Here is a 15359-nt window from a genome sequence, read left to right as displayed (position 1 = left end):
CCCGCAAGGGAAGGGCGAGTTGTCCACAGGAAAGGGGAAAGGGATGGATGGTTGGGGGAGCAGTGTCTGCTCTCGAACTGAACCCCATATGGAAAACTTGCTATCGCGAGGCGATGAAGCGTTGAGCTTTCAACGCGACCGGCCCTTCACGGCAATGACCACGATCCATTGCGGCCGGAGAACCGCCCCATGGCCTTTCCACGGGGCGTTCTCCAATGGCAGGTCAGTTCACCAAGCGATCATTGATCAGCTTGGCCCATTCCTCGGCGATGCGCACTTCGCCGTTCACGGCCACGCCCAAGGTGGCTTGGAACAGCACCAGCCGCGTTTCGCTGCCGCCTTTGGCCTTGGGCAGCAGGGCGAGTTCCACGCGGTCCGGAAGTGCGGTGGCGTCCGCGCTCCTCTTGCCAGCTTTCTCCTTCACCGCCTGGCAGGCCCGGATCTCGGCCAGGTCAACGCGCTGGGCTGCGGGGGGCTCCTCCAGATCGCTGAAGTAGAACAGGATATTCCTGGTCTTGTCCATACCCAGCGCCATATCGCCTACCACGGCATGCTGGTCCACCTTGCACTGTTGTTGCAGCGCCAGGCTCCGCAGGGCGTGGAGCAGGTGTGATGCTTTCTTCCTTCGCCTGATCGTGTCCAGCACAAAGGGCAATGTCAACATGGCCAGCACGATGATGCCGACCACGATGGTCGCTCCATCCATTTTCATCTTCAAGTGTTGTTGGTGATCGATCCGTGGAATGTCCGTGGGCCGCGCATGGCGCAGCCCGGCCGTCACCGCAGGGGCAAGGGCCTTTCGGCGGGATCACCAGAAGATGTGGAAGGGGAAGAGGAGTTGGAAACGCCGGAGCGCCAGGGGCACGCTGCGCGTTGTGCTGGCGGTGCGCGCCAATGCGGTCCGCGATGAGCGGCCGTGAACCTGGGCGATCGCCGCGAAGCCGGTGGTCCGGTCCTTGGCGCTGGTGGACGGAGCTGCGCTGGTGGGGTTGACCACGCCCCATGCCGGTGCCGGAGCCTGGAGGTGCGGCCCCGCATGACCGAAGGCCCACGACACGGCCATGGAACCGTGGTTCTCCAGGGAAGCGGTGGTGGCTTCAGCACGTGCGCCCGTCCCTGCGGCAAGACCATAGAGCACCGCCAGCAGCAGCAAGGCGCCCCGCACGGCCCGTGGGGCCGGATGGAAGTCGCCCATTCCGTTGCGTGCGGCGGTGGATGCCAGCGTCATGTGGTGCTTGGTTGTGCTATCGCGCGGCGATGATCGCTCAGCGTGGAGCCGGAACCGGGTACAAAGCTAAGGGGGCGGTGATGCGGTTTTCGGATGGTCCAAGAGTCCGTGCATGAACATGGATGTTCATCGGATCCTCTGCCCGCTTCTCCACCGGAAGCCATCCAACACGGCCTGGTGCAGGATATTGGCATGGGCATGATTGGGCATCCGGCTATAGCCCACGCGTGTCCTGCGGCTCTTCTTTGCCCGGGCGGCCAGCCGTTGGGCGCCCTTCACCATGGTGCGCCCTTCCCGGCCCACGGCCACATAAAGGGTGGCGGGGGCGTTACCGGGCGCCAACAGACTATCCAAGGGCAGTTCCAGCAACGAACCGTTGTCCCACCAAAGGCTGGGGCTTACGATCAGGTAGTGCTGGAAGAGCTGCGGTGCGCGCAGAAGGACCTCCGCGGCGAAGAGCGCCGCGAAGCTTTGTCCGATGAGGGTGCGTGGCCCGCGAGCGCGGTAATGGGCCTCCACGAAGGGAATGAGTTCCTCGCTGAGGCACCGCTGGAAGGCCGCGGAGCCGCCAGAAGAAGGGAACCTCTCCTGGTCCTCCACGATACGGGTGGGGTGGGTGAGGTCGCGCCGGCGGTCGGTGTTGACGATGCCCACCACGATGCTGGGCGGCATCCACTGGATCCACTCGAAGCTGGCGAACTGCAGGGCGCCGCAAACGTGTATGAAGTCCTCATCGGCGCCACCATCGAGCAGGTAGATCACCGGGTAGTTCGCTACGGTGTCCGCCGCATAGCCGGGTGGCAGGTGGATGTTGAGCATGCGGTCCTCACCCAGCATGACGGAATGGAAGGTCTCGGTAATGCCGAGGGTGAAGGGGCCGGGCGGCGAGGCGCGCTGAGCGGCGATCGGTGTGGCAGTGGATGCCAGGCAGAGCATGGCAAGGAGACGGACCATGGCGTTCGGTGGAACGCGAAGGTCGCACGCCACGGGCATGTGGTTCCGCCACGTGTGACGAACAGCTGCATTATGGCCGTGGTCTTGGCGATCGGGCTTGGCTCACCCCAGCAACTCCACCAGCCGTTTCAGTTCCTCCTCGTTCTTGAAGGTGATCTCGATCTTGCCCCGGCCTTGGGGGCTTTGCTTCACATTCACCTTGCTGCCCACGCGGTCCGAGATGCGGCGGGCCAGTTCCTTGTTGGCGCGCGGGGCGAAGGCGGGCGTGCGGTGGCCCTTGGCGGTGGCGCTCTGGCGGGCCAGTTCCTCCACCTGGCGCACACTCAACTGGCTCTCCACGATGCGGTGGTAGAGCTCCACCTGGCGGATGGGGTCCGCGATGGCGATGAGCGCGCGGGCGTGGCCCATGCCGATGGTGCGCTGGCGCAGCCCCAACTGGATCTCCGCCGGCAGCTTCAGCAAGCGCAGGTAGTTGGTGACGGTGCTTCGGTCCTTGCCCACCTTTTCGCTGAGTTGCTCCTGGGTGAGCTTCACCTCCTCGATGAGGCGCTGGAAGCTGATGGCCACCTCGATGGCGTCGAGTTCCTCGCGCTGGATGTTCTCCACCAGGGCCATCTCCAGCATGGCCTCGTCGTTCGCGATGCGGATGTAGGCGGGCAGTTCGCCCAGGCCGGCCAGTTGCGCGGCGCGGAAGCGGCGTTCTCCGCTGATGAGCTGGTAGCGGTCGTAGCCCACCTTACGCACCGTCACGGGCTGGATGACGCCCAGCTCACGGATACTCTGGGCCAGTTCCGACAGGGCTTCCTCGCTGAAGTGCGCGCGCGGCTGGAAGGGGTTGGGCTCGATGTGCGCGATGAGCAGCGCGCTGATGCTGCCCGCCGTGCGCGGTGCCGCCGCTTCGCCCACCGGCCGCGCCGTGGAGGTGATGTCGCTGGCCGGGTCGTCCAGCAGGGCGCTCAGTCCGCGTCCCAATCCTTTCTTCTTCATGGTGTTGTGGTGTTCCACCGTTCGATCTTACCGCGCACGGACATCAATGAACGGCAATGAACGTCAATGTCAGTTGCATCAATACCCAAGTGCCATGTGAGGTAGGCTTCCATTCACGTTCATGCACACCTGCCTGCCAGTAGGCGGGTCCATTCCCGGCTCGCATTCACTCCGCTTCCTCGATGGGGATGGTGCGTTCGCTGTCGGGGATCCGCGTGAGGCTGTTCTTCTGCAGGATCTCCCGCGCCAGGTTGAGGTAGTTGACGGCGCCCTTGCTGCTGGCGTCGTGCATGATGATGGTGTGGCCGTGGCTCGGAGCCTCGCCCAAAGCCACGTTGCGGTGTATCACCGTGTCGAACACCAATTGCTGGAAGTGGGTCTTCACCTCCTCCACCACCTGGTTGGCCAGGCGCAGGCGGCTGTCGTACATGGTGAGCAGCATGCCCTCGATGTTCAACTCGGGGTTGAGGCGCTGCTGCACGATCTTGATGGTGTTGAGCAGTTTGCCCAGGCCCTCCAGCGCGAAATATTCGCACTGCACGGGCACGATCACGCTGTCGGCGCAGGTGAGGCTGTTCACCGTCACCAGGCCCAACGAAGGCGAACAGTCGATGATGATGAAATCGTACTGGTCACGCAGCGGCTCCAGCACGCGCTTCATCTGCTGCTCGCGCTCGGGCATGTCGATCATCTCGATCTCGGCGCCCACCAGGTCGATGTGTCCCGGCAGCAGGTCCAGATTGGGGTTGTCGGTGCCCACGATCACCTCGCTGGCCGGCGTGTCGTTGATGATGCACTCGTAGATGCTGGCCTTGACCTGCCGGGGGTCGAAGCCGGTGCCGCTGGTGGCGTTGGCCTGCGGGTCGGCGTCCACCAGCAGGGTGCGGCGCTCCAGCACGCCCAGGCTGGCGGCGAGGTTGATGGCGGTGGTGGTCTTGCCCACGCCGCCTTTCTGGTTCACAATGGAGATGATCTTGGCCATGGGAGCTTGGTGCTTTGATACCTGGTGAAGCCGACCCTGAAGGTCGATGGGATCGTTGGTGTTCTTGTGGCGCTTGGTAGAAAGGAGCAGCGTGGTCCGTTACAGGGAAATGCTTTCGCCGATGGCGGGCAGGTGCAGGGTGATGCCGGCCTTGTGAAAAGTGGCCTGGGCTTTTGGCTTGTCGATGACGATGGGCGGAAAGCTGTCGTAGTGGATGCCCACCACCTGCTTCACGCCCATCAGCTTGGCGGCTTCCACGGCATCGTCCACGCCCATGGTGAAGACGTCGCCGATGGGCAGGCAGGCGAACTTCAGGTCGAAGCGCTTGAGCAGTTGCATGTCCAGCGTCAAAGCCGTGTCGCCCGCATGGTGGAAAGCCCCTTCCGGGCCCTGCACCACAAAACCGCCGGGGTTGCCGCCGTAGCTGCCGTCGGGCAGTTCACTGCTGTGGTGGGCGATGGTCATGCGCACACGGAGGTCGCCGACGGCGGTGCCGCCACCGATGTTCATGCCGGTGCCGTTCTCGATGCCCTTCTTGCCGTACCACGTAACGATCTCGAAGTTGCTCAGCAGCGTGGCACCGGTGCGCTTCAGGATGGCCTCCGCGTCGAGCACATGGTCCACATGGCCGTGGGTGAGGAGCACCACATCGGCAGGGATGGAAGCCGGATCAAGGTGTTTGGCCAGCGGGTTGGCGCTCACAAAGGGGTCGAAGAGCAGGTCCCTGCCGGCGGTGCGCACGCCCACGCAGGAGTGGCCGTAGTAGGTGAGGGTCATGGTCGTTCGGTTCGCCGGGCGGTTCCGTTGGGTCAACGCTTTGCCGGAACAAAGAACCGATACCCGATGCCCTTCGACCTGTTGATAACCGGGCGAGTTTTGAACAAGCTTATCGAGAGGGAATCAAGGGCACGAGGGCGCGCGCGAAATACCTGACCGCATGGGGCCACTCCTCACGCTACACAAGCCCGCAACAATCCACAACCGCACCCTCGCACCCGTATTCAGATATCCTTCCTGTCCAGGTCCTCGAAGTTCACGTCCGTGAAGGGGGTGCTGGGCGGCTCGTCCTGTTCAGGTTGCCGCTCGCGGGGCTGATGCACGAATTCGCCGGAGGCCTTCAGGCGCTCGATCTCGCCGAAGGCGTCGTGCAGGCCATCGAGGAACTTGTCGAAATCCTCCTTGTAGAGGAAGATCTTGTGCTTGTCGTAGTGCGCCGAGCCGTCGGAAGACGTGTGCTTCTTGCTCTCGGTGATGGTGAGGTAGAGGTCGCGGCCACGCGTGCTCTTCACATCGAAGAAGTACGTGCGCTTGCCGGCCCTTACGGCCTTGGAATAGATGTCCTCGCGGTCGTCGCTCATCGCACCAGCCGGGGCATCGCCCCATGGGAACCATCCAAATATAGACGGAAGGGCCGATCGGGCAAGCCCGGCGCTCACGCCCCGTCCCCGGCCACGCCTTCGCGGGCGGCTTCCAGCAACTGTTCGGCGTGCATGCCGGCGTAGATGCCGCCACGCGTCACAAGCTGCTCGTGGGTGCCTTCCTCGGCCACGCGGCCGTGGTCCATCACAAGAATGTGGTCCGCGTCGCGCACGGCACTGATGCGGTGGCTGATGATGATGGTGGTGCGCCCCTGCATCACGGCGCGCAATTCACGCAGGATGGCTTCTTCGGTGGCGGTATCCACGGCGCTTAGCGCGTCGTCGAACAGCAGGATGCGCGGCTTGCCCAGGATGGCCCGGGCGATGCTCACGCGCTGCTTCTGCCCGCCGCTGAGGGTGATGCCACGCTCGCCCAGTTGCGTGTCGTAGCCGTGGGGGAATCCCTCGATGTTGTGGTGCACCTGCGCGGCACGCGCCGCCTCGCGCACCTGGCGGTCCACATCCGGGCCGGGGTCGGCGCTGAAGGCTATGTTGTTGCGGATGCTGTCGCTGAAGAGGAAGACGTCCTGCGGCACGAAGCCCAGTGCGCTGCGCAGGCGGTGCAGGGCGATGCGGCGTATGGGCACCCCATCGATGAGCACCTCGCCGGCGCTGGCGTCGTACTGCCGCGCGATGAGGTCGGCCACGGTGCTCTTGCCCGCTCCGGTATGCCCCACAATGGCCAGTGTACCACCCGCTGGCACGTGGAATGACACGCTGCGCAAGGCTTCGATGCCAGTGTCGGGGTAGGTGAAGGAAACGTCGCGGAAGGTGATGGCCCCGCGGATGTCGCGCAGGTCGTCCGATTCAGCCTTGATGCCCGGCGGTGTGTCGAGGAACTCGTTGATGCGCGTCATGCTGGCGGATGCCTGCTGAACCAGCGAAGTGACCCAGCCCAGCGAAGCGAAAGGCCAGGTGAGCATGTTCACGTAGATGACGAACTCGGCGATGTTGCCCACCGATATCGTGGGATCGCCGGAGATGAGCTTCATGCCGCCGATGAAGATGGTGAGCACGGTGCTGAGGCCGATGAGCAGCATGATGGACGGCATGAAGAGCGCATCCACCCGGGCCTGCGCCAGGCTGCGCCGCCGGTACTCGGCCGCCGCGTCGCGGAAGCGGTCCACGGCCATGGCCTCCTTGGCATGGGTCTTCAGCACGCGTATGCCACTGAAACTCTCCTGCGCCATGGTGCTGATGCGGCTCTGCTGCTGCTGCACGGCCATGCTGCGCCGGTTGATGGTGTCGCTGACGCGGTAGATCACCAGGCTCATCACGGGCAGCGGGGCCAAGGTCCACAACGTGAGTTCGGTGTTCACGTGCAACATGAAGCCGATGCACATCACGAAGAGCACCACCAGGTTGATGGTGTACATCACGGCGGGGCCGAGGTACATGCGCACCTGTCCCACGTCCTCGCTGATCCGGTTCATCAGGTCGCCCGTGCTGTTGCGCTTGTAGAAGGCGCGGTCCAGTTGCTGGTAGTGGGCATAGACCTCGTTCTTCAGGTCGTATTCGATCAGGCGGCTCACCACGATGATCGTCTGCCGCATCAGGAACATGAAGAAGCCCTTCAGCAGGGCGAAGACCAGGAAGAGCAGCGCGAGCAGTCCGGCCAGGCGCACCACGGTGCCACGCACGGAATCTTCGGTGGCCAGGTCGCCGATCATGGCGCGCAGGTCCAGGCCGGTCCAGCCCAGCCACAGATCGAGCATCGGTGGTGTGGCCAGCGCGCGCTCGTCCACGGGGCGTTCCACCTGGGCGATGGCCTCGGCGATGAGGTCGATGGCCTCGCGCATGACCTGCGGGGAGTACACCGCGAAGAGATTGCTGAGGGCGATGAAGAGCACCCCGAGCAGGATGCGGCCGCGGTAGCGCGCGAAGTAGGGATTGAGCTTCAGAAGCGGTCGCATGCGGCGGAAGGGAACTTGCTACTTTTGCGCCACCTGCACGGAAGCGCCGCTGGAAAGCGCCCAAAGGTAGGTCCCACACCCTCGGAGCAGCGATCGTGGCACACCGCCGGAACACCCCGGAAGCAGGCCACGGCCAGGTGAAGAGGTGATCCCGAAAAGCCCAAGCACAGACCCACATGTCCAACACCGCCACCCTCACCGAAACGCGGCGCCAGGTCCTTGAAAGCATGGAACAGCACGACCATGAGGAAGTGCTCTTCTGTTACGACCGCCCCACCGGCCTGCGCGCCATCATCGCCATCCACGATACCACCCTCGGCCCCGCGCTGGGCGGCACCCGCATGTGGCCTTACGCCAATGAGGCCGAAGCCCTGCACGACGTGCTGCGCTTGAGCCGTGGTATGACCTACAAGAGCGCCCTGGCGGGTCTGGACCTCGGTGGCGGCAAGGCGGTGATCATCGGCGATGCGCGCACCCAGAAGACCGAAGCCATGTTCCGCCGCTTCGGTCAATTCGTGGACAGCCTCAATGGCCGTTACATCACCGCAGAGGACGTGGGCATGAGCACCACCGAGATGGTGAATATCCGCAAGGAGACCACCAATGTGGCCGGCCTGCCCGAGGAAATGGGTGGCAGCGGTGACCCCAGTCCGGTCACGGCCTATGGCGTGTACGTAGGCATGAAGGCCGCGGCGAAGTCGGCCTATGGCAGTGACGACCTCAAGGGACGCAAGGTGAGCGTGCAGGGGGCCGGCAACGTGGGCCGCTACCTGGTGGGCCACCTGGTGAAGGACGGCGCCAAGGTCTTCCTTACGGACATCCATCCGGAGAAGCTGGAGGCCATCAAGGCGGAGTTCCCCGCCATTGAGCTGGTGGCCCCCGACGCGATCTATGATCTGGACGTGGACATCTACTCGCCCTGCGCGCTGGGCGCCACAGTGAACGACGACACCTTGAAGCGCCTGAAGTGCAGCGTGATCTGCGGCGCGGCCAACAACCAACTCGCCAGCGAGGAGACGCATGGCCGCGCGGTGATGGAGAAAGGCATCCTGTACGCGCCGGACTTCCTGGTGAACGCCGGTGGCATCATCAACTGTGCATGGGAGCGCAAGGGTTACAACCGCAAGGCGGCCCTGGGCCAGACCGAGGCCATCTACGCCACCATGCTGGGCATCCTCAAAGCCAGCGCCGACCAGGGTATACCCACCTACCTCGCCGCCAACCAGGCCGCAGAGGACCGCATCCGCAGCGTGCGCGCCGCCGGCATACGCTTCTGATCTTGCGCCCGCGCCCCGGACATGCTCAACCGCCGCTACCTCCGCATCAAGGTGTTCCAGACGCTCTACGCCTATTGGCAGAGCGATGAGGCCAGCCCCGCACGCCTCGAGAAGGAGATGATCGCCGGCATTGAACGCACCTACGATCTCTTCCTGGCCTTGTTGCTGGCCTTCGGCGAACTGCGCCATGTGGTGCAACTGCGCATGGAAGAGCGCCGCAAGAAGCACCTGCCCACCCAGGAGGACCTGGCCCCCAACATGCGCCTGGTGGAGGAACCGCTGCTACGCGCCATCGCCGATAGCGACAGGCTCACCACGGAGGCCGCGCGCCGCCGCGTGTCATGGGTGGGCCACCAGGAGATCTTCGGCCAGATGATGCGCGCCGTGATGGCCGACGAGCGCTACATCGCCTACATGGCGGGCGAGGAGCCCACCTTCAAACAACGGCAGGCCTTCGTGTCGCACCTCTTCACCGAGCACATCGCCAACAACGAGGCCCTGCAGGACGTCTTCGAGGGCCGCAGCATCCACTGGATGGAGGAGCTTGACCTGGCCGCCACCATGGTGAAGCGCATCATCGAAGGCATGCGGGAGGGTGGTTCGCGCACCACGATCGAATGGAGTGAGTTGGAGCGTGCGCCGGACGAGGAGTACGCCTTCGCACGCACGCTCCTGCAGCGCACCATCGCACAGGGTCCAGAGCACGAGGAGGCCATCGCCGCGCGTGCCAGCAACTGGGACTCGGACCGTATCGCCATGAGCGACATGATCCTGATGAAAATGGCCCTCACCGAGGCCCGCGTCTTCGAAGAGATCCCGGTGAAGGTCACCCTCAACGAATACATCGAGATCGCCAAGGCTTACAGCACGCCCAAGAGCAAGGGCTTCATCAATGGCGTGCTGGACAAGCTGTTCGTGGAACTGAAGGCCGACGGCCGCATCCGCAAGGTGGGCAGGGGCCTGCTGGAGAGTTGAAGCATGGTCGGCAAGCGCTCCATATTCCGTTTCGTGCGCCTGTGCCCATGCGCCCATGTGCCCATGACCTTGCTGGTGGCGATGATGCTTTTCCTGCCGTCCTGCTGGATCACCGACCACAGCGAGCGCGATATCACGCCGGACGATATCCGCTTCCCGGCCTCGGGCTATGAGAAGGCCGATACGAAGGACCATCCGGTGATGCGTTTCGACCGCACGCACATCGATATGGGCACCATCGTGCAGGGCACACAATTCACCGATCGGTACACCTTCACCAATACGGGCCGCAGCGCCCTGGTGATAACCGATGTGCGCGGCAGTTGTGGCTGCACGGTGAGCAAGGACTGGCCACGCCAGCCCATCAAACCCGGCGAGAAGGCCTCGATCGAAGTGAGTTTCGACAGCGAAGGCCGCACCGGACGACAGGACAAGACCGTGACCGTGGTGGCCAACACCAGCCCGCCCAGCACCGTGCTCACCCTCGGCGGTGAGGTGGTGGGGCCCAGCGGTGTGGAACCCGTGGAGTAAGAACAAGCAACCCCGACGACGATGATCCCGAACTTGATCGTGCTGCAGGCCCAGGAACAAAGCCCCATGAACTTCTGGGTGATGATGGGCCTTTTGATGGTGGTCTTCTACTTCTTCATGATCCGGCCCCAGCAGAAGAAGGCCAAGGAGGCACGCAAGTTCCGCGAGGCGCTGCAGAAGGGCGCCAAGGTGGTCACCATCGGCGGGATCCACGGCAAGGTGGTGGAAGTGGCCGAGACCACCGTGCTGGTGGAGGTGGACAGCAACGTGAAGCTGCGTTTCGAGAAGAGCGCCATCTCGCCCGATGGCAACGCCCAACTCGCCGAGCAGCCTGCCGCCAAGTCCTGATCCAGGCGCGGGGCTTGATGGCTTCCCGCGCAGTGCGCACCTTCGGGCCATGTTCAAGGTGGGTCTCACCGGTGGCATCGGCAGTGGCAAGAGCACCGTGGCGCGCGTGTTCGCCGTGCTGGGCGTTCCCGTCTTCGAGGCCGACGCCGCGGGCCGCCGCCACCTGGATGAACAAGGTCCCGTGCGGGAGGCCGTGAAGGCCCGGTTCGGGCAGGCGCTCTATGCCGGTGGGTCCCTGGACCGCAAGGCCCTTGCGGCGATCGTGTTCCAGGATGCCAGGGCCTTGGCGGACCTGAACGCGATCGTGCATCCCGCCGTGCGCGCCACTTTTCGTGCGTGGGCCGAGGAGCAGCGGGCACCCTACGTGATGATGGAGGCGGCGATCCTCACCGAAACGGGCGGACACCGGGCCTTCGACCGTATCATACTGGTCAAGGCCCCCGAAGCGCTGCGTATCCAGCGGGTGATGCGGCGTGACCGAGTGGGAGAGGAGGAGGTGCGCGCCCGCATGGCCAGACAGGCCGGTGATGCGGAAAGGGAAAGGGTGGCCCACGAAGTGATCGAGAACGACGACCGGCAACTGGTGATCCCGCAGGTGCTGGCCGTACATGAAGCGTTGGAACATGCCGCTGCCGGAGGCGCCTGAGCAGCGGAGCCTGCCATTCCATGTGGCAACGCTCCTCTTCGGCGCGTTGAGCCTTCCACTGGCTTTTGCCCGGCACCTGGTCTCGCTGGCGGTGGTGCTGGCGCTTTGGGGGATCGTGCTGGGGATCGCAGGACGCGCGCTGGTCCGCCGTCAGCCGGAACGTTACCGGCCTGCCACGGTGCTGCGCGGCCTGTGGGGGCTGCGGCTGGCAGTGATCGGCCTGCTGTTGTCCGTGGTGGTCTGGATCCTGTGGATGCGCGGCATCCTGCCCATCCTGCCCGGAAAGTAGCTTGTCAAGCGCGCATCGCGGCGGGACGCGCGGGCACCACGTGCCGCAGCAACCGATCCAGCCCATGGACATCCGCCATGCGGGCCAGCAAGGCGTGCGTGGCCACGGCATCGGGCAGGGCGCGGTGGCGCGCAGCGTACGGTATGCCGAAGAAGCGGCACAAGCTCCCCAGGTTGTAGTGTTGAAGACCGGTGAAATAGTGGCGCGCGAGCTTCTCGGTGCACAGGGTGGGCAGTTCGAACACCAGTCCGCAGCGCGCGAACTCGTGGCCCAACGCCGTCATGTCGTAGCGCACGTTGTGCGCCACCAGGATCCGGTCCCGGCAGCGCTCGATGAGCGTTGGAGCCACCTCGTGGAAGAGCGGCGCATCGTGCAACATGTGCTGCCGGATGCCCGTGAGGCGCGCGATGAAGGGCGGGATCTCCGTCCGGGGCCGCACCAGGGTGCACCAGGCGTCGTGTTGTCCACCGCCATCCACCACGGCCACCTCCAGAACACGGCCGGCGGTGGGGTCCCCGCTGGTGGTCTCCACATCCAGCACCACGAAGCCACCCTGATCCATGGCGGCTTCATACGTGGCCAATGGATGAGGGTTGCCCGCATCCGATACCCGGCTAACTTGCGCAACGCTGCCGCACCATGGGATGAGCGCCCTGTACCGTTTCGTCTTCCACACCCTCTGGGGCTGGCGCATCCAGGACGAGCGCCCGGCCCATCTGCCACGCTACATCGTGGTGGTGGCGCCCCACACCAGCAACTGGGACTTCATCGTGGGTTTGTTCGTGCGCAAGCTGGCCCGCATGGGCGATGTGAAGTACCTGGCCAAACAGTCGCTCTTCAAGCCGCCTTTCGGCTGGCTGTTCCGCTGGCTCGGCGGCTACCCTGTGGACCGGAGCAAGCACAACAACCTGGTGGACGCCGTGGTGGCCATGTTCGATCGTGGCGAGATCGACAAGATCGCCATCACCCCCGAGGGTACGCGCCGTTATCAACCGCACTGGAAGACCGGGTTCCACCACATGGCCACCCGCGCCCAGGTGCCCATCATCCTCGGTACATTCGATTATCCGAAGAAGTTGGTGATCCTCACCGCGCCCTTCCAACTCACCGCCGATCCCGAGGCCGATATCGAGCGGATGAAGGACTGGTTCCGACCGCACAAGGGCCGCAACCCGGAGGATGGGGTCCGCTGATCGGCACGGACTTCGCTCGTCGCGACGCCGCCCCCGACACATCAACATGCGCGCATTCGCCATCATCATCGCACTGCTTTCCACTGGTGGACTCTTCGCCCAGGGCCCGGTATTCCCGAAGCTCGAAGGCGAGACGGCCGATGGACTCAACGTGGAACTGCCGCGAACCACGTCCGGGCGCATGACCGTGATCGGCATCGCCTACGGACAGCAGGCCCAACAGCATCTTGAGAGTTGGTACGAGCCGGCCTATCTGCGCTTCGTGGCCAAGCACGGGCTTTTCGCGGGCAGCTATGAAGTGGATGTGTGGTTCGTGCCCCTATTCACCGGACTGAACAAGGCGGCCTATGAGCCCACCCTGAAGAAATTCCGCAAGAGTGCACACCCGGAGATCGTGAAGCATGTGCTTTTCAGCAAGGGTGATGTGGCCCCGCTGAAGGACGCCTTCGGCATGGCCGACAAGGGCACGCCCTACTTCTTCGTGCTGGATGGGCAGGGCCGCGTGGTGTACCGCACGGAAGGCGCCTTCAAGCACGACAAACTGGACAAGATCGAGGAGTTCCTCATGGACTGAGCGGCTCCAATGGCGCGGCTAACTTCGCGCTCCCGAACAGCTACCAACACATGTACAGCAACATGCCGATCAGCAGCCTCATGGCCCTCGCGGGCCTCGTCTTCGCCGCCTGTGGCGCCGGAGCCGGAAACCAGAACAACGTAGTGGCCGAGACGGCCCCACCAAACCCCGAGACACGCAGCATGACCGAAGCACAGAACCCCGAGGATGGCCTTTACGCCACGATCAAGACCGGCAAGGGCGACATCCGCATCAAACTGGAGTACCAGCGCGCCCCGATGACGGTGGCCAATTTCGTGGCCCTGGCCGAAGGCAAGATGAAGAACAGCGCCAAGCCCGATGGAACGCCCTACTACGATGGCATCATCTTCCACCGCGTGATACCCGGATTCATGATCCAGTGTGGCGACCCCACGGGCACCGGACGCGGGGGGCCGGGCTACGCCTTCAGCGACGAGATACATCCGGAACTCAAGCATGACCGGGCGGGCACCTTGAGCATGGCCAACGCAGGCCCCAGCACCAATGGCAGTCAGCTTTTCATCACCAATGGCCCCACGCCTCACCTGGATGGCCGCCACGCCGTGTTCGGCTATGTGGTGAAGGGCCAGGACGTGGTGGACGCCATAGCCGCCGTGCCCCGTGGCCAGGCCGATCGCCCGAACCAGGACGTGCGCATGGAGAAGGTCACCATCGAGCGCATCGGCAAGGATGCCAAGGCGTGGGACGCCATGAAGGTGCTGGACGCGAACAAGGACAAGTTCAAGGCCCGCTAACGCGCGCGCGCCGCGGAACGACCACGGCCACCGCCACCCCGGCGGTGGCCGTCGCGTTTTCCACCATCGCGGGCCACGCGCGCCTTGGGGTCGTAGGCCGGTCCGCGGCCCATGCTGTCGGGCATCGGCATCTTCTTCACCTCATAGCCGATGAGGGCCTCGATGCGGCCGAATTCGCGCATCTCCTTCTCGTTGACGAAGGTTATGGCGGCACCCTTGCGCGAGGCACGCGCCGTACGGCCCACACGGTGCACGTAATCCTCCGGGTCGCGCGGCACGTCATAATTGATCACCAGGTCGATATCATCGATGTCGATGCCGCGGCTCACCACATCGGTGGCCACCAGGATCCGCAGCTTGCGGTTGCGGAAGTCGAGCATCACGGCCTCGCGCTCGCTCTGGTCCAGGTCGCTATGCATGGCCCGGCAGTCGAAGCCTTTCTTGCGCAGGTGGCGGTCCAGGTTCTTCACTTCGATCTTGCGCCCGGCGAAGATCACGATGCTGGTGGCCTCGTTGGTGCGCAGGATGTGCTCCAGGATGGCGGCCTTCTGCATCTCGAAGATCACGTAAGCCTGTTGGTCCACACCTTCCGCGGGCTTGCTCAGCGCGATGGAGATCTCCACGGGGTCGTGCAGGATGCGCTTGGCCAGTTCGCGTATCGGCGGGGGCATGGTGGCGCTGAACATCAGCGTCTGCCGCTCCTTCGGCAGGAAAGTGATGATCCGGTTGATGTCGTCCACGAAGCCCATGTCCATCATGCGGTCGGCCTCATCGAGGATCAGGAACTCCAGGCCCTTCACGGGCACATAGCCCAGGTTCAGATGGCTGAGCAGCTTGCCGGGGGTGGCCACCACCACTTCCACGCCCCCCGTGAGGGCCTGCTTCTGTTGGTCGAAGGTGCTGCCGTCGCTACCTCCGTAAAGGGGGATGGAGGTGATCGGTGTGAAGTAGGCGATGGCCTGCAGCTGCTGATCGATCTGGAGGGCAAGTTCGCGCGTGGGCACCACGATCAATCCGCGGATGCTGCCTTCTTCATGCGGGGCATAGCCGGTGATCACATCGATCAGGGGCAGCAGGAAGGCTGCCGTCTTGCCGGTACCGGTCTGCGCGCAGGCGATCAGGTCGCGGCCATCCAATGCCGCCGGTATGGCCTGCTGCTGGATGGGGGTGGGTGTTGTGATGCGCATGGAATCCAATCCATGCAGGAGGTCCTCACTCAGACCCAGGTCCTTGAAATCCATGTTCTACGGAATGGGGCCGCTTGAATG

The 15359-nt window shown here is 64.2% G+C and carries 19 protein-coding genes; 9 read left to right on the top strand and 10 right to left on the bottom strand.

Features of this window, described 5'->3' with window-relative positions:
* Positions 1 to 223: 223 nt before the first annotated feature.
* From KIT10_03065 to KIT10_03030, 8 genes are all read right to left on the bottom strand, one after another.
* A complete protein-coding gene (locus tag KIT10_03065) occupies positions 224 to 718 on the bottom strand; it encodes a hypothetical protein (GenBank protein MCW5898226.1) in 495 nt (164 codons plus the stop codon).
* A gap of 90 nt (positions 719 to 808) precedes the next feature.
* Positions 809 to 1228, bottom strand: coding sequence for a hypothetical protein (locus KIT10_03060; GenBank protein MCW5898225.1), 420 nt, complete (start codon positions 1226 to 1228; stop codon positions 809 to 811).
* Positions 1229 to 1354: 126 nt separating this feature from the next.
* Entirely contained in the window at positions 1355 to 2182 is an 828-nt protein-coding gene (locus KIT10_03055; GenBank protein ID MCW5898224.1) for an alpha/beta hydrolase, read from the bottom strand.
* A gap of 102 nt (positions 2183 to 2284) precedes the next feature.
* Entirely contained in the window at positions 2285 to 3169 is an 885-nt protein-coding gene (locus KIT10_03050) for a ParB/RepB/Spo0J family partition protein (protein ID MCW5898223.1), read from the bottom strand.
* A 166-nt stretch (positions 3170 to 3335) separates the two neighbouring features.
* The gene (locus tag KIT10_03045) at positions 3336 to 4151 is read right to left on the bottom strand and encodes a ParA family protein (protein ID MCW5898222.1); all 816 of its coding nucleotides are present in this window, start codon (positions 4149 to 4151) and stop codon (positions 3336 to 3338) included.
* A gap of 99 nt (positions 4152 to 4250) precedes the next feature.
* Entirely contained in the window at positions 4251 to 4928 is a 678-nt protein-coding gene (locus tag KIT10_03040) for a metal-dependent hydrolase (protein MCW5898221.1), read from the bottom strand.
* 224 nt (positions 4929 to 5152) lie between these two features.
* A complete protein-coding gene (locus KIT10_03035) occupies positions 5153 to 5509 on the bottom strand; it encodes a PUR family DNA/RNA-binding protein (GenBank protein MCW5898220.1) in 357 nt (118 codons plus the stop codon).
* 74 nt (positions 5510 to 5583) lie between these two features.
* On the bottom strand, positions 5584 to 7482 hold the full coding sequence (locus KIT10_03030) for an ABC transporter ATP-binding protein (protein ID MCW5898219.1): 1899 nt from the start codon (positions 7480 to 7482) through the stop codon (positions 5584 to 5586).
* 176 nt (positions 7483 to 7658) lie between these two features.
* Between KIT10_03030 and KIT10_03025 the strand changes: the two genes are divergently transcribed.
* The 6 genes from KIT10_03025 (at position 7659) to KIT10_03000 (ending at position 11548) form a co-directional block, all read left to right on the top strand.
* Positions 7659 to 8759: a Glu/Leu/Phe/Val dehydrogenase gene (locus KIT10_03025; protein ID MCW5898218.1), complete on the top strand. Its 1101-nt coding sequence runs from the start codon at positions 7659 to 7661 to the stop codon at positions 8757 to 8759.
* A 21-nt stretch (positions 8760 to 8780) separates the two neighbouring features.
* Entirely contained in the window at positions 8781 to 9734 is a 954-nt protein-coding gene (locus KIT10_03020) for a transcription antitermination protein NusB (GenBank protein MCW5898217.1), read from the top strand.
* A 63-nt stretch (positions 9735 to 9797) separates the two neighbouring features.
* The gene (locus tag KIT10_03015) at positions 9798 to 10265 is read left to right on the top strand and encodes a DUF1573 domain-containing protein (protein MCW5898216.1); all 468 of its coding nucleotides are present in this window, start codon (positions 9798 to 9800) and stop codon (positions 10263 to 10265) included.
* A gap of 24 nt (positions 10266 to 10289) precedes the next feature.
* Positions 10290 to 10613, top strand: coding sequence for a preprotein translocase subunit YajC (gene yajC, locus KIT10_03010; GenBank protein MCW5898215.1), 324 nt, complete (start codon positions 10290 to 10292; stop codon positions 10611 to 10613).
* 49 nt (positions 10614 to 10662) lie between these two features.
* Positions 10663 to 11259, top strand: a complete 597-nt coding sequence (coaE, locus tag KIT10_03005) for a dephospho-CoA kinase (protein MCW5898214.1) — start codon at positions 10663 to 10665, stop codon at positions 11257 to 11259.
* Complete coding sequence (locus tag KIT10_03000) at positions 11237 to 11548, top strand: hypothetical protein (protein ID MCW5898213.1); 312 nt, start codon at positions 11237 to 11239, stop codon at positions 11546 to 11548. The genes coaE and KIT10_03000 overlap by 23 nt, the downstream gene beginning before the upstream one ends.
* Before the next feature lie 4 nt (positions 11549 to 11552).
* Here KIT10_03000 and KIT10_02995 read toward each other — a convergent pair whose 3' ends face one another.
* On the bottom strand, positions 11553 to 12110 hold the full coding sequence (locus KIT10_02995; protein ID MCW5898212.1) for a 3'-5' exonuclease: 558 nt from the start codon (positions 12108 to 12110) through the stop codon (positions 11553 to 11555).
* An 82-nt stretch (positions 12111 to 12192) separates the two neighbouring features.
* On the opposite strand from KIT10_02995, the gene KIT10_02990 reads away from it, so the two are divergent.
* The 3 genes from KIT10_02990 to KIT10_02980 all read left to right on the top strand — a co-directional run bounded on the left by KIT10_02990 (position 12193) and on the right by KIT10_02980 (position 14091).
* Complete coding sequence (locus KIT10_02990) at positions 12193 to 12741, top strand: 1-acyl-sn-glycerol-3-phosphate acyltransferase (GenBank protein ID MCW5898211.1); 549 nt, start codon at positions 12193 to 12195, stop codon at positions 12739 to 12741.
* A gap of 46 nt (positions 12742 to 12787) precedes the next feature.
* Positions 12788 to 13315 carry a hypothetical protein gene (locus KIT10_02985; GenBank protein ID MCW5898210.1) on the top strand — a complete coding sequence of 176 codons (528 nt, stop codon included), beginning with the start codon at positions 12788 to 12790 and terminating at the stop codon, positions 13313 to 13315.
* Positions 13316 to 13497: 182 nt separating this feature from the next.
* Positions 13498 to 14091, top strand: coding sequence for a peptidylprolyl isomerase (locus KIT10_02980; GenBank protein MCW5898209.1), 594 nt, complete (start codon positions 13498 to 13500; stop codon positions 14089 to 14091).
* Here KIT10_02980 and KIT10_02975 read toward each other — a convergent pair.
* Positions 14088 to 15332, bottom strand: a complete 1245-nt coding sequence (locus tag KIT10_02975; protein MCW5898208.1) for a DEAD/DEAH box helicase — start codon at positions 15330 to 15332, stop codon at positions 14088 to 14090. The two genes, KIT10_02980 and KIT10_02975, sit on opposite strands and share 4 nt — an antisense overlap.
* Positions 15333 to 15359: the final 27 nt, after the last annotated feature.

The organism is Flavobacteriales bacterium, from assembly GCA_026129465.1.
Classification (GTDB): domain Bacteria; phylum Bacteroidota; class Bacteroidia; order Flavobacteriales_F; family PHOS-HE28; genus PHOS-HE28.
Note: the sequence above shows the minus strand (reverse complement) of the source record. Positions and strands in the feature narration are given on the sequence as shown.